This is a genomic window from Pseudomonas sp. P4_B3, from assembly GCF_056402295.1.
On record NZ_JBFUHR010000005.1, the window covers coordinates 170,266 to 191,280 of the forward strand.

General features: G+C 57.8%; 20 protein-coding genes, 1 tRNA gene and 2 pseudogenes. 11 read left to right on the top strand and 12 right to left on the bottom strand.

Translation table 11 applies throughout. From position 1 onward, the window contains the following. The first annotated feature begins 63 nt into the window (after positions 1-63). Positions 64-3,375: an RHS repeat-associated core domain-containing protein gene (locus tag AC1DWG_RS07505; RefSeq protein WP_477787572.1), complete on the top strand. Its 3,312-nt coding sequence runs from the start codon at positions 64-66 to the stop codon at positions 3,373-3,375. Positions 3,376-3,405: 30 nt separating this feature from the next. Here the strand turns inward: AC1DWG_RS07505 and AC1DWG_RS07510 are convergent, their stop codons facing one another. The 8 genes and pseudogenes from AC1DWG_RS07510 to AC1DWG_RS07545 form a co-directional block, all read right to left on the bottom strand. Then, positions 3,406-3,588 carry a hypothetical protein gene (locus tag AC1DWG_RS07510; RefSeq protein ID WP_477762402.1) on the bottom strand — a complete coding sequence of 61 codons (183 nt, stop codon included), beginning with the start codon at positions 3,586-3,588 and terminating at the stop codon, positions 3,406-3,408. Between the two features lie 16 nt (positions 3,589-3,604). Beyond that, positions 3,605-4,072 carry a glycine zipper domain-containing protein gene (locus tag AC1DWG_RS07515; protein WP_477752621.1) on the bottom strand — a complete coding sequence of 156 codons (468 nt, stop codon included), beginning with the start codon at positions 4,070-4,072 and terminating at the stop codon, positions 3,605-3,607. Between the two features lie 113 nt (positions 4,073-4,185). Beyond that, positions 4,186-4,554, bottom strand: a complete 369-nt coding sequence (locus tag AC1DWG_RS07520) for a hypothetical protein (protein ID WP_007988063.1) — start codon at positions 4,552-4,554, stop codon at positions 4,186-4,188. A gap of 312 nt (positions 4,555-4,866) precedes the next feature. After that, positions 4,867-5,055: a hypothetical protein gene (locus AC1DWG_RS07525; protein WP_032829518.1), complete on the bottom strand. Its 189-nt coding sequence runs from the start codon at positions 5,053-5,055 to the stop codon at positions 4,867-4,869. A gap of 146 nt (positions 5,056-5,201) precedes the next feature. Next, complete coding sequence (locus tag AC1DWG_RS07530) at positions 5,202-5,522, bottom strand: YbjQ family protein (protein ID WP_477762403.1); 321 nt, start codon at positions 5,520-5,522, stop codon at positions 5,202-5,204. Between the two features lie 39 nt (positions 5,523-5,561). Further along, positions 5,562-5,977, bottom strand: a pseudogene (locus AC1DWG_RS07535) (6-aminohexanoate hydrolase); the annotation flags it as partial. Positions 5,978-6,036: 59 nt separating this feature from the next. Further along, positions 6,037-6,369, bottom strand: a complete 333-nt coding sequence (locus tag AC1DWG_RS07540) for a type II toxin-antitoxin system HicB family antitoxin (RefSeq protein WP_477752580.1) — start codon at positions 6,367-6,369, stop codon at positions 6,037-6,039. Beyond that, positions 6,366-6,560, bottom strand: coding sequence for a type II toxin-antitoxin system HicA family toxin (locus AC1DWG_RS07545; protein ID WP_477752579.1), 195 nt, complete (start codon positions 6,558-6,560; stop codon positions 6,366-6,368). Before AC1DWG_RS07545 ends, AC1DWG_RS07540 begins: the two co-directional genes overlap by 4 nt. A gap of 369 nt (positions 6,561-6,929) precedes the next feature. Between AC1DWG_RS07545 and AC1DWG_RS07550 the strand changes: the two are divergent. Beyond that, a pseudogene (locus AC1DWG_RS07550) lies at positions 6,930-7,163 on the top strand (IS630 family transposase); the annotation flags it as partial. A 59-nt stretch (positions 7,164-7,222) separates the two neighbouring features. Further along, entirely contained in the window at positions 7,223-7,756 is a 534-nt protein-coding gene (gene phaR / locus AC1DWG_RS07555) for a polyhydroxyalkanoate synthesis repressor PhaR (RefSeq protein ID WP_477752578.1), read from the top strand. A gap of 35 nt (positions 7,757-7,791) precedes the next feature. Here the strand turns inward: phaR and phaP are convergent, their stop codons facing one another. Then, positions 7,792-8,376, bottom strand: a complete 585-nt coding sequence (gene phaP / locus AC1DWG_RS07560; protein ID WP_477752577.1) for a TIGR01841 family phasin — start codon at positions 8,374-8,376, stop codon at positions 7,792-7,794. Positions 8,377-8,626: 250 nt separating this feature from the next. Here phaP and AC1DWG_RS07565 point away from each other — a divergent pair, with 250 nt between their 5' ends. After that, the gene (locus tag AC1DWG_RS07565; protein WP_477762405.1) at positions 8,627-11,065 is read left to right on the top strand and encodes a DUF3141 domain-containing protein; all 2,439 of its coding nucleotides are present in this window, start codon (positions 8,627-8,629) and stop codon (positions 11,063-11,065) included. Between the two features lie 26 nt (positions 11,066-11,091). On the opposite strand, the gene AC1DWG_RS07570 is transcribed toward AC1DWG_RS07565, so the two are convergent. Further along, entirely contained in the window at positions 11,092-12,201 is a 1,110-nt protein-coding gene (locus AC1DWG_RS07570; protein ID WP_477762406.1) for an AraC family transcriptional regulator, read from the bottom strand. Between the two features lie 270 nt (positions 12,202-12,471). Here AC1DWG_RS07570 and phbB point away from each other — a divergent pair, with 270 nt between their 5' ends. From phbB to AC1DWG_RS07590, 4 genes are all read left to right on the top strand, one after another. Next, positions 12,472-13,218: an acetoacetyl-CoA reductase gene (gene phbB / locus AC1DWG_RS07575; RefSeq protein WP_477752574.1), complete on the top strand. Its 747-nt coding sequence runs from the start codon at positions 12,472-12,474 to the stop codon at positions 13,216-13,218. Positions 13,219-13,282: 64 nt separating this feature from the next. Next, positions 13,283-14,461 carry an acetyl-CoA C-acetyltransferase gene (locus AC1DWG_RS07580; RefSeq protein ID WP_477752573.1) on the top strand — a complete coding sequence of 393 codons (1,179 nt, stop codon included), beginning with the start codon at positions 13,283-13,285 and terminating at the stop codon, positions 14,459-14,461. 160 nt (positions 14,462-14,621) lie between these two features. Then, complete coding sequence (phaC, locus tag AC1DWG_RS07585) at positions 14,622-16,325, top strand: class I poly(R)-hydroxyalkanoic acid synthase (RefSeq protein ID WP_477762407.1); 1,704 nt, start codon at positions 14,622-14,624, stop codon at positions 16,323-16,325. An 81-nt stretch (positions 16,326-16,406) separates the two neighbouring features. Continuing rightward, a complete protein-coding gene (locus AC1DWG_RS07590; protein ID WP_477752571.1) occupies positions 16,407-16,673 on the top strand; it encodes a hypothetical protein in 267 nt (88 codons plus the stop codon). Between the two features lie 310 nt (positions 16,674-16,983). Here AC1DWG_RS07590 and AC1DWG_RS07595 read toward each other — a convergent pair. Further along, positions 16,984-17,073: transfer RNA gene (locus AC1DWG_RS07595), tRNA-Ser, on the bottom strand. Positions 17,074-17,381: 308 nt separating this feature from the next. On the opposite strand from AC1DWG_RS07595, the gene AC1DWG_RS07600 reads away from it, so the two are divergent. The 3 genes from AC1DWG_RS07600 to AC1DWG_RS07610 all read left to right on the top strand — a co-directional run bounded on the left by AC1DWG_RS07600 (position 17,382) and on the right by AC1DWG_RS07610 (position 20,140). Further along, positions 17,382-18,071 (top strand): crotonase/enoyl-CoA hydratase family protein, encoded by a 690-nt coding sequence (locus AC1DWG_RS07600; protein WP_477762408.1) that lies wholly within the window; start codon positions 17,382-17,384, stop codon positions 18,069-18,071. 213 nt (positions 18,072-18,284) lie between these two features. Further along, positions 18,285-19,007, top strand: a complete 723-nt coding sequence (locus tag AC1DWG_RS07605) for a lysophospholipid acyltransferase family protein (RefSeq protein ID WP_477762409.1) — start codon at positions 18,285-18,287, stop codon at positions 19,005-19,007. Positions 19,008-19,168: 161 nt separating this feature from the next. Continuing rightward, complete coding sequence (locus AC1DWG_RS07610; RefSeq protein ID WP_477762410.1) at positions 19,169-20,140, top strand: magnesium and cobalt transport protein CorA; 972 nt, start codon at positions 19,169-19,171, stop codon at positions 20,138-20,140. Between the two features lie 97 nt (positions 20,141-20,237). On the opposite strand, the gene AC1DWG_RS07615 is transcribed toward AC1DWG_RS07610, so the two are convergent. Further along, a complete protein-coding gene (locus AC1DWG_RS07615; protein WP_477762411.1) occupies positions 20,238-20,960 on the bottom strand; it encodes an amidotransferase in 723 nt (240 codons plus the stop codon). Between the last annotated feature and the right edge of the window lie 55 nt (positions 20,961-21,015).

Consider the following 21,015-nt stretch of genomic DNA (forward strand, 5'->3'; position numbering starts at 1 on the left):
TCTTTCCTTGAAGATCCTCCGCAGAGTCTCACGTCCTACATTCCGCCAAGCGAAAGTCTGCAGATGTTCGATCCCCAAAAGGTATTGGCATGTCCCGCCAGCGGTCCACTGACACAGGTGCACAGGTTCGCCACCAGTATCGACACAATCGAGTGCATCGCCACCCACAACTGCCCGGTGTCGATGGTCACCGGCGAAGTATTGCTGACCTTCACGGACAGCACCCTCGACGGGATCTTGCCGTTCGACTTCAACCGCATCTATCGCACCAGTGCCGTCGAACTCGACACCGGCCTCGGTTTTGGCTGGAGCCATTCGCTGTCCCAGCACCTGGAACTCCACGACGAGCGGGTGCTGTGGATCGACCCCGAAAACCACCGTACGCCATTTCCACGGCCAACGGCGACGCGCCCGGTGATCCACAACAGCCTGTCGCGGGCGGCGATTTACCTCGGCGAGGAGCCGGACGAACTGATCCTCGCCCTGGCCGGCGACCGCGCGCGGTTCTACCACTTTCATGGCGGCCGGCTCAGCGCGATCAGCGACGCCTACGGCAACCACGTGACGGTGCAGCGGGACCGCTTTGACCGGATCCAACGCCTGGACAACGGCGCCGATCGCGCCTTGTTGCTGCGTTACGATGTCAAGCACCTGGTGGCCGTCGACTATCAGGTGTTTCAGCGCAGCGGCCCCAAGGCGTCCACCTGGCGCACCGAACAGACACTGGTCAGCTACCGCTACGACGCCCGCCAGCGTCTGATCGAGGCGACCAACGCCGCGGGTGAAAGCGAGCGCTATGACTACGACGATCAGCACGTCATCCTGCAACGGCAACTGGCTGGCGGCGCGAGTTTCTTCTGGGCGTGGGAACGCTCCGGCAAGGCGGCCCGCTGCATTCATCACTGGGCCTCGTTTGCGCAGATGGAGGCGCGTTACGTCTGGGACGATCAAGGCGGCGTGACGGTGAACAACGCCGACGGTAGCGAAGAGGTTTACGTTCATGACGACCGTGCACGGTTGCTACACCACGTCGGGCTGGATGGCGGTGAGCAGCACAAGGCCTACGACGATCAGGGCCGTCTGATCGCCGAACAGGACGCCCTCGGCGCTGTCACCGAATACCATTATGACGAGGTCGGCCGGCTGATCGCGCTGCTTGCGCCGGATGAGGCGCTCACGTCCTACGAGTATCGCAACGGTTTCCTGCATACCCGCACCTGCGGTCAGGCGGCTTGGAGCTACCAGCGCAATGCCCAGGGCGACATCACTGCCGTCACCGATCCCGACGGGCAGATCACCCGCTATTTCTACGACTCGCAGGGGCGCTTGCTGACGATCCGTTTCCCCGATCAGAGCGGTCACCGGTTTGTCTGGAACGCCTTGGGACAATTGCTGGAAGAGACCCTGCCGGACGGTGCTCAGCGCACTTTTTCCTACAATGCGTTGGGGCGGCGGATTACCCGACAGGACGAACACGGTGCCGTCACCGGTTACGAATGGGACGCCGTGGGTCGACTGACCCAGACCACGCGGCCCTCCGGTGCCCGCCGTGCCTATCGCTACAACGCCTATGGCCAGGTCACCGCCGACACCGACGAACTGGGACGGGTAACCCGTTACGAATACGCCGACGACCTGCGCCTGGTCAGCCGTCGAATCAACGCCGACGGCAGCGCGCTGAAATACCGCTACGACCATGCGCAATTGTTGCTCACCGAGATCGAAAACGAGGTTGGCGACACTTACCGGCTGGATTACACCCCAGGCGGATTGATCCGACAGGAAACCGGCTTTGATGGCCGTCGTACCGCCTACAGCTACGACCTCAATGGCCAATTGCTGAAGAAAACCGAGTTTGGCGACGACAGTTCGCTGCTGGTTACCGGTTATCAACGTGACAGCGCTGGGCGGTTACTGGTCAAAACCTTGCCCGATGGGGTCAAGGTCGAGTACCGCTATGACAACCTCGGGCGACTGGTCCGCGTCGATGACGGCCAGGACCATCCGCTGGCGTTCGAATACGACCGCCAGGACCGGCTGATCTCCGAGCGTCAGGGCTGGGGCACCCTGAGTTACGGCTATGATGCCTGCGGTCGGCTCAAGCGCCTGCGCCTGCCGGACGCCTGTGTCCTCGTCTACCACCACGCCAAGGGGGGCGACCTCACGGCCATTGACCTCAACGGCACGCGCCTGACCAACCATCGCTTTGTCGGCGGGCGCGAACAACAACGCCAACAGGGCCTGCTCCTCAGCGATTACGCCTACGACGAGCAAGGCCGTTTGCAGGCCCATGCCGTCGGCCAAAAGCACCGACCGCTATTTCGCCGCAAGTATGCCTACAGCATCAAAGGCAACCTCCTGCAGACTACCGACAGCCGCCACGGTTCACGCCGCTACCAATACGATGCGCTCGACCGCCTGACCGGCGTACACCACACCCGCGACCAGTTCGCGGAGAATTTCACCCATGACCCGGCCGGCAACCTGCTGATCCACGACCGCCCCGGCCCGTGTGTGCTTCAGGGCAACTGTTTGCGTCGCCGTTTCGACAGCCACTACGACTACGACGCCTTCGGCAACCTGATCCGCGAACGCCGCGGTATGCCGACCCAGGTCACCGAATACACCTACGACAGCCAGCACCGCCTGATCGGCGTCAGCTCCCCGGACGGTAAACGTGTCAGCTACTGCTACGACGCGTTCGGCCGGCGCATCGGCAAAACCGTCGACGGCCAGACCACGCAATTCTTCTGGCAAGGCGACCAACTCATCGCCGAAAGCGGTCCCCGACACTACCGCAGCTACGTCTACGAGCCCGGCAGCTTCCGCCCGCTGGCGCTGCTCGACGGCAAAGGCCGGGTAGACGCCTGCCCGCTCTACTACCAACTCGACCACCTCGGCACCCCGCAGGAACTGACCAGCTACGGCGGCGGCGTCGTCTGGTCGGCCAAATACACCGCCCACGGCAAACTGCGCGAACTGAGTCACGGCGACGGCGAGCGACTCGAACAGCCGCTACGGTTTCAGGGGCAATACTTCGATGCTGAGAGTGGCCTGCACTACAACCGGCATCGCTACTACCATCCGGACATCGGTCGTTATATGACGCCGAATCCGCTCAAGTTGGCCGCAGGGTTGAACCCGTATCGGTACACCCGGAACCCGACTGGGTGGGTTGATCCGTTGGGGTCGAAGGGGAACTGTCCACTGGCGAACAAGGCCGGGGGCTCGGCGACAAATGGGGTGGGTGGGGCAAAGGTTGATGAGGGTGGACCCAATGCGCCCCCTCCAAAACCTCCAAACCGATACTTGCATCACGCAGACTCAGGCCACGACATATCGAGGACTGGGCGATGGGCGCATTCGATCAGCTAGACAACCGGTCAATCCGGCAACACGACTCGATCAATCTTCGTCCTCTTCCTCATCTTCCAACTCAATATTCCCCACATCGCCCAAATCATCAGCATCGTTAAGCGGCACCGTCGCATCATCCATCAGCGATCCCGGATCTTCATTGCCGGGATCGTTGATGGATGGCAGTCCGCTCGGACCCTCTTCTTCCTTGCCTTCGTTTTTCGCAGTCATGGGATGCCTCGCTCAACTAGTGATGCTTTTTGTGGTGCTTGTTCGCGTGTTTATAACCGTTACCGGAATGGGAGTGACCGCTGTCACTCCCCAGATTATTGCCAACCGCACCGCCAGCTGCACCGCCCAGGCCTGCACCGATGGCCGATCCGGTCGAACCGCCAAGACTGTTGCCGACCACCGATCCACCCGCCGCTCCCAAACCACCGCCTACCGCCGCCTCGGTGCGACTGTGCTTGGGCGCGGCAATGGCACTGCCAGCCGCTCCGCCGACACCTGCACCAATCGCTGCGCCCGTACTGCCTCCCACCTGGCCACCGACCACATTGCCCAGCACCCCACCAAGACCACCGCCCACCGCGGCATCTCCATTACCTCCCGCCAGCGCCACCTGAGAGACCAGCAATCCGAAAACAATCGCAGGCACCATCAATAGTCGAGCACTCAGGCTTCCGTTTTTTTTGCCGTTGGTTTTCGGGTTCATGGCACGCCTCGCATTCATCCAGGGTATGGAAGATTTGAGCTGCTGCGGCGTGAAACGTTCATAAATGAAAAAGCCCGGCATCAAGCCGGGCTCTTTTCAAACCTGAATCAGGATCAGTGGCGCTTGTGACCATTGGCCAGGTTGCTGCCTACGCCGCCGCCCAATGCACCGCCCAGGCCCGCACCGATGGTGGCACCGGACTTGCCGCCAAGGCTGTTACCGATCACCGAACCACCGGCCGCGCCGACACCGCCGCCGATTGCAGCGCTGGTGCGATGACCTTTTTTGGCGGCAACTGCGCTGCCCGCCGCGCCAGCGACGCCCGCACCAATCGCTGCACCAGTGCTGCCGCCCATCTTCTGGCCGACCACGTTACCCAACGCGCCGCCCAAGCCACCGCCCAGCGCGGCAGTGCCGTCACCAGCCATTGCACCTTGAGCAACCAGAAGCCCCAGAACCAGAGCAGGCAGTGTTAAACGCATGACAAAAACCTCAAAAAATAGGGGTAAACAAAAAGGGGGCGAGATTGAATGCTTTTGCGCGGATAAAGTCCAGCACGCCGGTCCAACTTCGCGATTGGCGACGGTTGGACAGCATTTCTGGAAAAGGTTTTATGACGGACAAAAAAAAGCCCGCTGGGGAAACGGGCCAGGTGTTGCTTTCTAACGGATGAGTCGAGACTACGGAGACTGCTGTGAAAAGTTTGTGAAAGATCACCACTTTAAAATACTTGTCATAAAACCCTTTCAGACATTAAAAACCCCGTTCAATGACGGGGTCTGCCTAACATTCGGTTACTTCCTGACCGGTGCTGTCACCTTGGGTAAGAATTTGCCCTTCAGTACCCGGCACGCCCTGGTCTTGATCTTGTCGACCTCTGTCTGGTCCTCGCCGAAGCTGGCCACATACTGGGTCTGGCCACACCGCACGGAATTGTTGATCGGAAACTCTGCGCCATCGTCCTCGATATACGGATCAGCCATCTCTTCACCCCTTGTCAAAAAGCGGGATCGACACCGGCAAGCCCTTTTGCCGAAAAATATCGACCGCCAAGGTTTTTGAGACTAGCCGGTCACTAATGGACCTGCCGTTCTTATTTCCCCGTGAGCGACGAATGGCTTCTCACCTTTCACCCCAACTTGACCGCAGTCCCGGTCACGAACACCACGACCATCCCGCCTTTGCCGGCCGGCATACTGATCTCATAATCAAGCCCGACCACCGCGTCCGCCTGAAGCGCCTGCGCCCGCTCCTTGATTTCATCGGTGGCCTGAATGCGTGCTTCTTTCAACGCTCGCTCCAGTGTCTGGGAGCGTCCGCCGAAAAAGTCGCGCATCCCGGCAAATACGTCTCGAACAACGTTGATCCCTTGCACCGACTCGGCGCTGACGATGTCCAGGTAGGCGGTAATTTGTCGGCCTTCAATGGAGTGGGTTGTGGTGGTGATCATGGGTGTTCCTTGCTGTTCAGAAATTCAGCCAGCGCATCAAACGCCGAAATAGCGCTCGTAGACAACTTTCCCGCGAGGGATTGCTCCCAGGTCATGGGTGCCCTGGCGCCAAGCGGGACGAAACTGATCCCGTCGATATCTTTGCGTAGTGCTATCTCCAGAGGAACCGGAGCCCCCAGGCCGCGTGAAACGTTGATCGTCGGCATCAGTTGCCGAAAGTTCGAAACACTCCAGCGCATTGCCGGGAACTGGAAATAGCTGCCGTCTTCAAAACGCACAGTGCGATCAGCGGGGGGTGGCGAACCGACCATCCAGCCGAGTTTGGCAGGGTCACTGGCTTCAGCGTCGGGAAAAGTTGCAGGGGCGGATGCGAGGGCCATTGATGACATGGCAACAATCGACACAGCCGCGATGAGCTTGGCTGCGTCGCGAAAACTGGCGTGAGGATGGAGCATGATATCGATTCCGTTCGAAGAGTTTGAGCAGTCTACAGCCGGATCGGCTTATTCACTGCTTAAGCATGCGCCTCGCGATCAAGAACATCAGCAACCCACTGATTGATACTTTTGTGGGCTAACTGAGCTTTCACAGCAACCGTCGCGTGAAGGGCTGGGGCCAGGCGCAGACTGAGATGGCCTGAATAGGGTTTCTGTGGGGTGCGGCCGAGTTTGGCGCAAGTCTCCAGATAATCGGTGACGGCCGCTTCAAATGCGGTGCGAAGTTCTTTGACTGACTCGCCGTGAAACCCGACAACATCCTTGATGCCCGCAATGTGGCCGACAAACAGACCGTCTTCATCGCTGTATTCGATCCGGGCTGAGTAGCCGTTGTAGTTCATTACGTTCACGGGGTAACTCCTGCTTGTTCAAGAAAAGCCCGGGCGTCACGCACCTGATAGGGCTTGGCTTCTTTGTCGGGGTGCGGCCGGTGGAAGGTGGCAACCACTGCGTTCAGTTCAAAACGTACCCGCGATCCATTACCTTCGATGGTTATGGCCCCTGCAGCGCTGAACAAGGATTCGATGCGGGACCACTCCATGGTGGCCGGGGGTGGGTCTTGAAAATATGTCTTTGAGGGTGCTGAGTTGTTTATTATTCATGGTATTAAATCATGATACCGCACGAGATTTAGCAACCGCGAATGACATCGCTGATGCGTGGGAGCAGCCTCTAACACGTGCGTAAAAAAACGCCGCTTATCCAGATCAGGAAAGCGGCGTTTTTGTGTGGAAGGGTTTGTTTTGCACTGCAAGCAGGATATCGGGGTGACTCTCGCCGGGCTTGTAGGCAATTTCCGAGAGTTGCGTAAAGCGTTACGCTTGCTGCGTTTTTAGCTGGTCCCTCCCCCCCACGCTAACCTATGTGGCGATCACAGAAGCGCACCCTGTTTGCTCAGCGTTGCTTAGCCAACTTAGGAGCAGGTGCACAGAGTGTTGGATTAACGCCCAGAGACATCAGCAATCAGCCCAGACCCCAGAACCTGTGGTGTTCAAATGACGAAAACGCTATCCGCAGGCGGGTCTTGAGGAATTGAACGCCCCTGCCTCGAAGTGGCCAGCCTCGCAAGCTCAGCACTCAAAAGATGAAGAAAGTTCGTACGCTGACCACCCAGCGCGTGCCGCGTGAGGCGACGCATTGGAGTGGCAGTGGTCAGAGTAGGATAAGATGCCTGCAAATCAGGCTCGCTGTGAGTAGCCCCACATGACAGATAACAGTCGGAACACCACCCGTCTGATCAAGAAGTACCCGAATCGCCGTCTGTATGACACGCACACCAGCAGTCATTTGACCCTTGCGGATATTCGTCAATTGGTCATCGATAAAATCCCCTTCGAGGTGGTCGACGCCAAGACTGGCGAGGATCTGACCCGAAGTATTTTGCTGCAGGTCATTCTGGAAGCCGAAAGTGGTGGTGAGCCGATCTTCTCCATTGAGATGCTCATGGGGATTATCCAGTTCTACGGTCCTTACCAGGGCGTCCTCGGCAGCTACCTGGACAAAAGCATCCAGACGGTCATCGACATCCAGACCCAGACCGGCGCTCAGTCCTCTGAAGCCTGGGGTGAGTTCATGCATCAGCAAGCACCGGTCATGCAGGATTTGATGCGCCAGTACGTCGACCAGTCAAAAGCCCTCTACCTGAACACTCAGAACCTCTTTGGCCTGTTCGGCGGCACACCGTCAGGCAAGCCAGGCGCGGGTGGCGGGTCGAAAAAAAATGGCGATGGGGAATAAACCCATCGCCATCGGTGTAACCGTTCTAACGTGACTTACTTGTTACCGCTTGTTGCCTTGCCAGTCTCTGGCGCGGTTTTCCCGGCTGCGGCAGTCGCTGCTGTTGCTGCAGTCGCTGCCTCGAAACCGCTCTGGGCAACGTCAGTAGCCTGTTTTACGGCTTTCTGTGCGCTTTCAAAAACGGTGCCAGCATTGGCCAGCGACGACTTGAACGCTGCCACAACAGGCTCGGAGCCAGCCGGTGCATTCTTGCTGATCACTTCAACGAACTCTTGCACCTGCTTGGTGCCCGCCTCGACCTGACGCGTGGTCAGTTGGGCGATTTCCGACTGGGTGCCAACAATCAGCGCGTGTACTTGACGATTGAACTCAGCCAGGCGTTCGGCTTGCACATTTGGCTGGGTGAAAGAAGCCTGGAGCTCAGCGAACCCTTGTGGATCACGGACTGCCAGCAGTTTGCGCAAACCGTCGAACTGCTCCTCGGTGGAGGCCTGCAGAGTCTTGATCTGCAATTGGGTGAGCTGTTCAACGCTGGCGAAGATTTTGCCGCTGATTTGCTGCAGGAGGTCTAGGTTGGCTTTCTGAGCGTCTTGCAATTTTTCCGAGTTAAAAAAAGTCATGCTTGAATCTCCTGATTCTGAAAGGCCGACATGAGCCTGAGGACGCGATAGCGATCCTGCCGATCATCGCGTTAGCCTTGATATTGCAGTGCACAAATTCGTTTGGCAATGTTTTTTTGTGCACCGCACAATAATCTTTCACCTCCCGCCACTATTCGCTATAGACTCCTGAAAGGCGAACGGCCAGCCAAGCTCTTTAATGATGAGATGCAGGCGAGCTGCTTCTCATGCATAAAGCCAGGAGATCACCATGGGCCAGGAAGATATTATTGCATCGCAATATGACAGACTCTCCTCTCAACGCGGTCTGTTCGAACACCTGAGTCATCTGCAGCGCCTCAATACCCTGAACGTCCTTGATGCTTTGCGCCAGCGCCAGGAAAAAACCCTCATGCCTCTGAAGCGGGGCCAACTCAGACAACCCACGCCCGCTGACTGGCAGGAATACTTCACCGACCTCGCTCAACGCAGCCTGCTGTTCTGGGACACCCTGCGCCAGCGCGGCGACAATACACTGGCCCATGAACGCGCCGGGTATCCGCTGCTGCTCAAGTTCGATCATGAAACCCTGATCGCAGGCGCCGATCTCCCGCGCCCGGTCAACTATTCACTGCTGCAAATCCTCCCCGGGCCAGAGCAAAAAATCGACAGCAACGGCCAGCCGGTGATCATCATTGACCCACGCGGCGGCCACGGCTCGGGAATCGGCGGTTTCAAACAGGATTCGGTATTAGGCGAAAGCCTCAGAGCCGGCCACCCCACCTATTTCATTTCTTTCAGTCACTCGCCACAGCCTGGGCAAACCCTGGCCGATATTGTCGAAGCCCAGGCCCGGTTCATCGAAGTCGTCAGTGCCCTTCACCCGGCCAACAGCAAGCCGATCATCATCGGCAACTGCCAGGCCGGTTGGGCCTTGATGGGATTGGCGGCAACACGGCCGGAACTGCCAGGGTTGATCATTATCAATGGTGCCCCCTTGTCGTACTGGGCCGGTGTCAATGGACGCAATCCGATGCGCTATACCGGTGGCCTGCTGGGTGGCGGCTGGATGGCTCGCCTGGGCAGCGACTTGGGCAATGGCCGTTTTGACGGTACCTGGCTGGTCAGCAATTTCGAAAACCTGGACCCGGCCAACACCTATTGGGGCAAGTACTACCAGTTGTTCAGCCAGGTCGACAGCGAGGCTGCACGCTTCCTCGACTTCGAACGCTGGTGGGGCAGCCCGACCCTGCTCAATGGCGAAGAAATCGAGATGATTGTCGATGACCTTTTCATCGGCAACCAGTTGTCCGGCGGTCTCGGCCGCAAGAGCTCCGGCATTGACCTGAAACGGATCGAAGTACCGGTGGTGGTGTTCTGCTCCTACGGAGACAACATCACCCCTCCACAGCAGGCATTGAACTGGATCGCCGATGTCTATCCCAGCGATCTCGCTTTGCATGACGCAGGACGTACCATCGTCTACCTGCGGCACGCCAGCATCGGCCATTTGGGCATTTTTGTTTCCGGCAAGGTGGCGCAACGTGAACACCGTGGGTTGCTCGGTGCGGTCGAAGCCATCAATGCGCTGCCGGCAGGGCTATACGAAATGCTGATCGACGATCTGCCGGCCGCCTCAGGCAGCGGTGACGTGCAATACCGAGTGCGTTTCGAATCAAGGCGAATCGCCGATATCCATGATGACGTCGAGCCGACTCGTGATGACGATCGCGAATTCTCTCTGGTGGAGCGTGCGTCTGAAATCAACAGCACGCTTTACGACGGGTTCATACGCCCGTGGCTACGTCAGATAGTCAACGAGCCGGTTGCCGAACTGATGCGCAGGACGCATCCCTTCCACCAACAGCAAGTGCTATGGAGCAGCCTGAATCCGGCGCTGTGGTGGTTGGCCGGGACCGCCTCCCAAGTCAGCAGTGATCGTCGTCCTGCACGCAAAGATAACCCGTTGCTGGCCTGGCAGGAGCTGCTCTCCAACCAGACGCAAGACGCCCTGAATGCTTATCGCGATATCCGCGATGCCACCCAGGAGCTGTGTTTCTATGGCATTTACGGCGCACTGAGTGTCCTCACCAGCAACAAGCCTGTGCGAAATCTCCAGGCACATGCTGATCAGCAAGACCAAGCCCTGATCGAACGCCTGCAGGATGCACTGCCCCATGGGGGCCCGCTGGAGGCGTTGGTGCGGATTCTGTTTTTGCTGGGCCGCGACAGCGACAAGGCGGGCAAGGAAAGCATTGAAAAACTGATCCAGCAGGTGCATCTGCTGGTCCAGGACTACAGCAATGAGCCTGCAGCCCTGCGCGAAGCCATCCGGTTGCAGAACCTGCTGGTTTTTGCCCACCCACAAGAAAGCTTACGCAGCCTGCCCTTGCTACTCCCGGACACCAAGGCACGCCAACAGGTCCTCGCAGCCGTTGGGCAATTGATGCCCGAACTGCTGACAATTACTGGAGCTGAACGGGAATTCTGGCGTGAACTGCACGCGCTACTCGAAGTCCCCCTGCCGGGCTTCAGCCTGACCCAACCGCCCAGTGAAACAGATGTCATTCAGCAGGCGCCCCCTCTGGAGCCATCCCCGTTTGTGGCAGTGCTGCCGTCGGAGATCACACCGGCACCCGCCCCCGTCATCGTAGCTAAAGCCCCAAAACGCAAAGCGAGCAAAAGGACAAAAGGTCCAAAGCCTCAATGAACGCCTCAATGCGCCTTCACAAGGGACTAGCGGTGCATCCGTTTGGCGAAGCCTGCGATCTTTTGATCTCTGCGAAAACCGACGGGGTTCATGAGTCTAACCGGCGCGAGTTCCTCGAGCATAAGCAACGACTCGTCGGTTCGATACTGACCGGGGGTCATACCGAACCAGCGGGTGCATGCCTTATGGAAGCTGCTGTGATCATGAAAGCCGAGCAGGTAAGTCACATGCTTCATGTTGAAATGAGAATGGCGCAAATAGAAGTCGGCCAACTGCCGGCGCACATCGTTCAGGACATCCTTGAATTGTGTGCCGTCCTTCTCAAGGCCTCGTTGGAGCGTTCGCTTGCTGATGCTCAGTGCCGCAGCAATCGATTCCATATCACATTGGCCTTGCCCCTGGCTCAAGCGCTCGTTAATCAGCGCGCGAACCCTGCCAACAATAGAGTAGCCGGACAACAGGTCCAATTGAGCCTCGGCAAAACTGTCATGGAGTATGGCCAACGCCTCGTTGGCCATACTCAAAGGACTCAGAAGCTCCTGGCCATCGAACAAGATGCTGTCATAAGCCGCCCCGAAACGCAGCGGACAGCCAAACAACCGTCGATGCTCGGAGGTATCTTCAGGTTCGGGATAAGTGAACTCCACACTCAACGGTTGCAGCGACTTGCCACCCGCCAGCCAACGGCAGAAACCCAGCAGCGACGCCAAGCCTGCATCCGTATATTGCCGGGGTTTGACCGAGCCAGGTTGTTGATGCTCGAGGCTGGCCAGTCGGTAATGCTGCTGCTCCGGGACAAAGAAAAGGCTTAATCCGGTGCCAATCAGCGGGCTGAAACGAACCAGACGTTCAAGCGCCCTTTTCAGATTCGAACTGGACATCATCGTGTAGCCCACGATCTGAAAACTGCTGGGATGGAATTCCCCGTAGGCTTTCAAACCGATATTCAGATCATCCGAAGCCTGAGCAGCCAGGTCCCAAAGACGATAGATAACGCTTCGCTCGCAGAATGCTCCTGGTTTATTCACGAACTCGACATCCAGTCCCGCCTCTTGGCACAGACCGGCAAGGTCCAGTCCTTGGGCCAAAAACGTATTTGCCAGCATGCTGGCATAACCTGAACTCATTCTATACATGGCGTCCTCAGTGACCAATGGAACCGAACGTCCTGTCCAGAGCCGATACTGACATGCGTTGAACATATTTCAACTACGTTGCAGGAATATTAACCATCCATTCAGTTTCAAACATTGACCCCAGTATAGGTACTCCTCACTTTTTGCCAGCGAGCACCTCCCCGCGTGGCACCAATGGACATGAAAACGTCACCTTCAAACACTTCCGCACGGCCCGTCGATATCGAACAATCCTCTCTCCTGCAGCGCAAAAAAAAAGGAAGTAGAAATATGGAGTCGCGTAGTCGTATTGCTGTGGTAACGGGTGGTATGGGCGGCATTGGTACGGCAATTTGCCAGCGTCTGTACAAGGAAGGATTCAAGGTAATCGTCGGCTGCAGCTCTGATTCCAGCCGCAAGGACGACTGGATTGCCAGTCAGCTGGCGGCGGGTTATCAGTTTGAGTGCATCTATGGCGACGTCACCGATTGGGAGACGACCCGCAAGTCTTTCGAGATGGCTCGTGAACAATTCGGCCCGATCGATGTGCTGGTCAACAATGCCGGCATCACTCGCGACGCCTCTTTTCGCAAGCTCACCCCGGAAGACTGGAACAGCGTGATCGGGACCAACCTGACGGGCATGTTCAACACCACCAAGCAGGTCATTGAAGGCATGCTGGCCAACGGGTGGGGGCGGATCATCAATATCTCCTCGATCAACGGTCAGCGTGGCCAGTTCGGTCAGACCAACTACTCCGCCGCCAAGGCTGGCATCCATGGTTTCACCATGGCACTGGCCCGGGAAGTCTCCGGCAAGGGCGTGACCGTCAATACCGTATCCCCAGGCTACATCCAGACCTCCATGACTGCGGCAATTCGTCCGGACATTCTCGAAGGCATGATCGCAGCAACTCCGGTTGGTCGCCTTGGCCAACCCGAAGAGATCGCCTCAATCGTAGCCTGGCTGGCTTCCGATGAGTCCGCCTACAGCACCGGTGCCGATTTCTCGGTAAACGGCGGCATGAACATGCAGTAACCCCGATCAGGGCAGGAATGCCCTGGTTTGTTCGACGAATTTTGTCTTTTCGATGAGGTCACGCATGAACGAAGTCGTAATCGTTGCCGCTACTCGTACCGCCATTGGCAGCTTCCAGGGTGCTCTGTCTGCAATTCCCGCGACCGAACTGGGTGCCGCAGTGATTCGCCGCCTGCTTGAGCAGACCGGTATCGATGCTGCTCAAATTGATGAAGTGATACTCGGCCAGGTACTCACTGCCGGCGCTGGGCAAAACCCGGCACGCCAGACAGCGATCAAGGCTGGTTTGCCACACACCACGCCTGCCCTGACCCTGAACAAGGTCTGCGGCTCCGGTCTCAAGGCGGTCCATCTCGCCGTCCAGGCAATCCGTTGCGGCGACGCGGAACTGGTCATCGCTGGCGGCCAGGAAAATATGAGTCTGGCCCCCTATGTTCTGCCCAAGGCACGCACCGGCCTGCGTATGGGCCATGCGCAACTGCAAGACAGCATGATCCAGGATGGCCTGTGGGACGCCTTCAACGACTATCACATGGGTATCACCGCTGAGAATCTGGCGCAGAAGTACGAGATCTCTCGTGAAGCACAGGATACCTTCGCTGCCGCCTCGCAACAGAAAGCCGCCGCAGCCATTGAGGGAGGGCGTTTCCAGAGCGAAATCACCCCGATCCTGATTCCTCAGCGCAAGGGCGAACCGCTGGTCTTCGACACCGACGAACAGCCGCGTATCGACAGCACTGCGCAAGCGTTGGCGAAACTCAAACCGGCATTCCAGAAAGACGGCAGCGTGACCGCCGGCAACGCTTCGACCCTCAACGATGGTGCGGCCGTGCTGTTGCTGGCCAGCGCCGCTAAAGCACAAGCGCTCGGCCTTCCGGTACTGGCACGGATCAAAGCCTATGCCAGCGCCGGTGTGGACCCGTCGATCATGGGCATTGGCCCAGTCCCGGCTACACGCCTGACCCTGCAAAAGGCCGGCTGGAGTGTCGAGGACCTGGACCTGATCGAAGCCAACGAAGCCTTCGCCGCCCAGGCGCTGGCGGTTGGCAAAGAGTTGGGTTGGGACACCAGCAAAGTCAACGTCAACGGCGGCGCGATCGCCCTTGGCCATCCGATCGGCGCGTCGGGGGCACGGATTCTGGTGTCGCTGGTGCACGAACTGATCCGTCGCGACGGCAAGAAAGGGCTGGCCACTTTGTGCATCGGCGGCGGACAAGGCGTCGGCCTGGCTATCGAGCGCTAACCAACGGCATCTGAGTAGCCCATGCGCGGACTTGGGACCCTTGTTCCGCGCATCAGGTTGGCGTCAGTCAACGCTGCCCGCATTCCTGCCGTCGCTATGCCGGAGTCCGGCAAAGCGCGGCTTTTTTCTGCCCGGCTCATCTGTATGGGCAAGGAACTTTATGGACAACAACGCACATACATTCAAAACCTATTGGTCAGGCCAGGTTCCGTTCATCGCTTCCTTTGCAGTGCAACAATTACGCCTATGGGTCAGCACTAATCCGTGGTTTTCCGGGCATGAGCACGGCGCCTGGTTCGAGCTGCCTCGCGAAACCCTGGACAGCCTTCAAGCGGACTACCAGGTTCAATGGGGCCAACTCGGCCAAAAACTGCTGACCGGCCAACCCTTCAGCTTCGATGATCGACGCTTCTCCAGCGGCAACTGGAGCGAGCCACTGTTCGGCTCCCTCGCTGCGTTTTACCTGCTCAACGCAAGCTTTCTCCTGAAACTGCTCGACAAGCTGCTGATAGACGAAAAAAAACCGCGCCAACGCCTGCGCTATCTGGTGGAGCAAGCCATTGCCGCCAGTGCGCCAAGCAATTTCCTGGTCAGTAACCCTGATGCGCTCCAGCGTGTGGTTGAGACTCAAGGTGCCAGCCTGCTCACAGGTATGCAGCATCTGGCCAGCGACATGAACGAAGGCAAAATGCGCCAGTGTGATAGCGACGCCTTCAAGGTTGGCGTCGATCTGGCGAACACCCCCGGCGAAATCGTCTTCGAGAATCACCTATTCCAGCTGATTCAGTACTACCCGCAAAGCGAAACCCAGTACCGACACCCGGTATTCGTCGTACCTCCGTCGATCAACAAGTACTACATCCTTGATCTGCGCCCGGACAACTCGATGGTCCGCCACCTGCTGGAACAGGGACATCCCGTATTCCTGATGTCCTGGCGCAACTTTGACGAGGAACACGCTGGCACCACCTGGGATGACCTGATTGAGCACGGGGTAATCGACGCCTTGCAGGTGGCCCGCGACATCAGTGGCGAGCAGCGACTCAATTGCGTGGGCTTCTGCATCGGCGGCACCCTGCTGAGCACGGCGCTGGCAGTACTTGCTGCACGCGGCGACAGGGAGATCGCCAGCGTGAGCCTGTTCACCACGTTCCTTGACTACCTGGATACCGGTCCCATCGACATATTCGTCGACGAAGAACTGGTGGCCTATCGAGAGCGCACCATCGGCGGCATGAATGGTCCCATCGGTCTGTTTCGTGGTGAGGACATGGGCAATACCTTTTCCCTACTGCGCCCCAACGAGCTGTGGTGGAACTACAACGTCGACAAATACCTCAAGGGGCAGAAGCCGATCCCGCTTGATCTGCTGTACTGGAACAACGACAGCACCAACCTTCCGGGGCCGATGTACTGCTGGTATCTGCGCCACACCTATCTGCAGAACGATTTGAAATCAGGCGAGCTGGAGTGCTGTGGGGTCAAGCTTGATTTGCGTGCAATTGACGCTCCCGCTTACATCCTCGCCACCCATGACGATCACATCGTGCCTTGGAAAAGCGCCTACGCCAGCACCAACCTGCTCTCCGGGGCCAAGCGTTTTGTATTAGGAGCTTCAGGGCATATCGCCGGCGTCATCAATCCACCGGCCAAGCAGAAGCGCCATTACTGGACCAATAATCGGGTCACGAAAAACCCGGAGACCTGGTTCAAGAATGCTGAGCAGCAACCCGGTAGCTGGTGGAATGACTGGTTCAACTGGCTGGCGGGACACTCCGGCGAGCGCCAACCAGCGGTTGCGCACATAGGGAATGACAAATTCCCGCCTCTGGAGCCGGCGCCAGGCAGTTATGTAAAGCAATGAAAGACTGAAATGCCCTGCTGCATGACTTCATGCAGCAGGTCAACTGCGGATCATTTGTTTCGGTACAAGGAGAGAGGCCCCATGAGCACCGCGTTGCGCATCAACGAAGCACTTTTGATTGCGGGCCACGCATTCGAACCTTTTCAATGCGTCGCCTGGGCCGCGCAAGGCGGTAATGGCGAACTGAGCCTGAGCATCATCGACCGGGCCAACACTCGTATTTGTCGCAAACAGATTCCAACCAGTACCTATTCCGACCCGGCACAGCTGGAAATTCTGCTGGAAGAGGTGCGCGCCGAGTTGAGCCAGGAAGGCTACAAGCTACAGTCCTGGACAATGCCAGAGTAAGCATTCTCGCGGACCGCGACCGGTGATCCGCCGGATACTCCACTCTCAAGATCATCGAAGGCAGCCTCATGCACCTGGTGTTGGAATCAGCCAGTCGTGCAGAGGGCCATGCCTTGGGCTTTCGCGATGCGGGGATCATCACTGAAATACAATGCGTCGAATGATGCGCACCGCTTGGAAACTGTCGAAAAATCAGCCTTTGGTCGCAAAGCACTGAGCCGTCCAGGGTATGGGCCAAAGCATGGGCTGAACTTTTCAGAACCGCAGAAACGAAAAAGCCCCGAATAATCGGGGCTCTAACGTTTAAATGTGGCGGTGAAGGAGAGATTCGAACTCTCGATACAGTTTCCTGTATACACACTTTCCAGGCGTGCTCCTTAAGCCACTCGGACACTTCACCGTATCTCTTCAAACAAGTTCTGTCTGTCGAGGCGCGCTAATGTAGTCGAAAGCTTTTCCGATGGCAAACATTTTTTTCAGAATTTTCATGCGGTTAACGCGATTCAGCGTTTCCGGTCGCTCGGGGCCATGGCAAACCGGCCAATCTCCGGCTTCGTGCCCTCTTCTATATAGAGGGGAATGCGCGGCAGGCACGGCGGACCAGACCTGGCGGGCAGGCAAAGGGTGACTGGCGGGTCAGTCACGGCGCTTTACCTGGCCTGCGGCGGTGGGTAACGTCTGCCCAACTTTATTGAAAGGAATAGCGTCATGAGTGAGTTGATTTCCTACCATCTCGAAGACGGTATCGCGACCCTGACCTTGAGCAATGGCAAGGTCAATGCCATTTCCCCGGATGTGATTGCCGAGCTCAACGCTGCGCTGGATCAGGCCGTGACTGATCGTGCGGTGGTGATCATTACTGGCCAGCCGGGCATTCTCTCCGGTGGTTATGACTTGAAGGTGATGACGGCCAGCCCTAAAGAAGCCGTGGCACTGGTGACCTCCGGCTCGACCCTGGCCCGCCGCCTGCTGTCGCACCCCTTCCCGGTGATCGTGGCGTGCCCGGGGCATGCGGTGGCCAAGGGCGCGTTTCTGCTGTTGTCGGCCGACTATCGCATTGGCGTAGACGGTGCGTTCAGCATTGGCCTGAACGAAGTGCAGATCGGCATGACCATGCACCACGCAGGCATTGAGATCGCACGTGATCGCCTGAACAAAGTGGCGCTTCAGCGTTCGGTGGTCAACGGCGAGATGTTCAGTCCACAAGGCGCCGTGGCTGCCGGTTTCCTTGATGTCGTGGTCTCGGCTGAAGAACTGCAAGGTGCAGCACTGGCGGCGGCTCGCCAGTTGAAGAAGATCAACATGACCGCGCACAAGAACACCAAATTGAAAGTGCGCAAGGCGCTGCTGGAGGCCCTGGACAACGCGATCATCCAGGATCAGAAACATTTGGGTTAAGCCTGGATCTGCTACAACGAAAGCCCGACCGTCGTGTCGGGCTTTTTCATACATGTCTGTGTTAAACCTCTGTAACCGCTCTAGACTGCTTCTGACCGACTGGTCCGAAACATCAGCACAAACATCGGCTATCTCCCACTTCCCTGGCAGTAATTGCCGAAAACAGTGCACATCCGTACACTGCGCCACCTTTTGTCCCGGTGGGGCCTGTAGATGCTGTTTTTGTTTCGTATGTCATTGATGGGCCTGCACTTTATCGTGGCGGGTGTGCTGGGGGTGATTCTCGGCCTGTGCCGGCCATTCAACCCGGACAACAGCCGTCTGTGTGCACGCCTGTACGCATGGCCGGCCATGTGTATTTTGCGTTTGCGGGTGAAGGCCGACGTCGGGCCGTTGATGGATAAACCGGACAGTTGCGTGATCATCGCCAATCACCAGTCCAACTACGACCTGTTTGTGTTTGGTAACGTGGTGCCCCGCCGTACCGTGTGCATCGGTAAAAAGAGCCTGAAATGGGTGCCGCTGTTCGGGCAGTTGTTCTGGCTGGCCGGCAATGTGCTGATCGACCGTGGCAATGCGCAAAAGGCGCGAAAGTCGATGTTGACCACCACGCACACCCTGCAAAACAAAGACACCTCGATCTGGGTTTTCCCGGAAGGCACACGCAACCTGGGTGAGGACTTGCTGCCCTTCAAGAAAGGCGCCTTTCAGATGGCCATTGCCGCCGGGGTGCCGATCGTGCCGGTGTGTGTCAGCAGTTACGTCAAACACATGCGATTGAACCGCTGGCGCAGCGGGAAAATTCTGATTCGTTCGTTGCCAGCGATTCCCACCGCCGGATTGAGCCTGGACGACATGCCCCTGCTGATTGCCCGGTGCCGCGAGCAGATGCGTGAATGCATCGAGTCGATGGACCGGCAACTGCAAGCCGCCTGAACAAGAAAACCCGCCTGGTGCGGGTTTTCTTTTACCTGCGAGTCTTTCCCCCAGAACTCGGCAGATTTAACTGACTCTCAAACATTGCGAGGCTAAGCTGATCCACACTGCCATTGCATTTGTTGCCACTTAAAAGCTGCCAAAAGAAGTGAATCACCATCATGGGTAGAGTTGTTGCTTCAGCGGTTTATAGCGCCGGTAAGAGAGTCACCAATATCACCCTCGACGAAGGCGCAGCCTGGGCTGCCAAGCCCGGACACTTTGTCTGGATCGGCCTCGAGGAGCCGAACGCCGAGGAGCTCTACAATCTGCAACGCCAGTTCAACCTGCACGAACTGGCGATCGAAGACGCCCTGGAAAAGCACAGCCGGCCGAAGCTGGAAACCTTCGGCGATGCGCTGTTCATCGTGACGTATTCGCCCATCCGCCATGAAGGCAAACTCGAGTTCATCGAGACACATATCTTTGCCGGCAATGGCTACATCATTACTGCGCGCAACGGCCACTCAGCGTCCTACGCCCATGTCCGACAACGCTGTGAGGCGCGTCCGCTGTTGCTTGAGCACGGGGAAGATTTCGTACTCTATGCCATCCTCGATTTTGTGATCGAGAACTACCAGCCGATGGGCGAAGCCATTCACGGGGAAATCGATGAACTGGAGCGCAATGTGTTGTGTGGCTCGCTGAATGATTACGACATCCAGAAGCTACATGGCCTGCGTCGTGATGTGTTGCGCTTGCGTCGTTATGTGGCCCCGATGATTGAGATAGGAGAGGAATTGCAGAGGCTGAGCTTCCCGTTCATCGACAAGAACATGCGGCCGTACTTTCGCGATGTGCAGATTCATGTAACGCGGCAGATGGAAGACCTGACGACGCTGGCGGATATTGCCAGCCAGACGATTGAGGTCGGGGTGCTGTTGGAGGCCTCTCGCCAGAGCGTGGTGCAACGCAAGTTTGCGGCCTGGGCGGCGATTCTGGCTTTCCCGACGGCAGTAGCGGGGATTTATGGAATGAATTTCCAGAACATACCGGAGTTGAGCTGGCACTACGGGTATTTCGGAGTGCTGGGGTTTATTACGGCGGGTTGTCTGGGGTTGTGGGCGAGTTTCAAGAAGTCGGGGTGGTTGTAGTCGAGACCGAGGTGATTGGGAAATTCGCTGGCAAGCCAGCTCCTACAATGGGTACGCAATCCCCCGTAGGAGCTGGCTTGCCAGCGAAGCTTTTGCTTCAGGTCGTTTGAGGCTTGTGCGCCACAAACCGCATCATCCACTCGGCCACCGTGGCGCCGTGGTGTTCCTGTTCCAGGCTCGCGATACCCTTGGAGTAGACCTGCTCACCCAGTGCCTGCTGGCGAATCTCCAACAAGGCGCGGGAGTAGTCGTGGATGAACTCCGGATGCCCCTGGAAGCACAGCACCTGATCGTTGATGTGGTAGGCGGCATACGGGCAGAAATCGCTGGAAGCGATGACAGTGGCGTTCTCCGGCAGTGACGTAACCTGGTCCTGGTGGCTGATCAGCAGCGTCAGTTCTTCGCGCACCGGGCTCATCCAGGGCGCCTTGGCGGCCAATTTGTAGTTGTGGGTGCCGACGCCCCAGCCTTGGGTTGCACGTTCGCTCTTGCCACCAAGCAGCAGTGCCAGCAACTGATGACCGAAGCAGATGCCCAGCAATTTGTCGCCGTGCTCGTAGCGGGTCAACAGATACTTCTTGAGGGTTTCGATCCACGGGTCGGTGCCGAAGGAGTCGGCCTTGCTGCCCGTCACCAGGTAGGCGTCGAACGTCAGGTCGTCGCTTGGGTATTCACCCTGCACCACGTTGTAGACGGTGAACTCGGCGGCAATCGGCTGCTGCGAAAACAGGTGTTTGAACATCTGCCCGTAGCCCTGATATTGGTCAACCAATTCCGGACGCAGGTGGTCGGTTTCCAGAATGCAGATGCGTAACGACATAAAAAATACCTGACACGTGATGGGAATAATGCACACCTCAGAGCCTGCCTTGAAA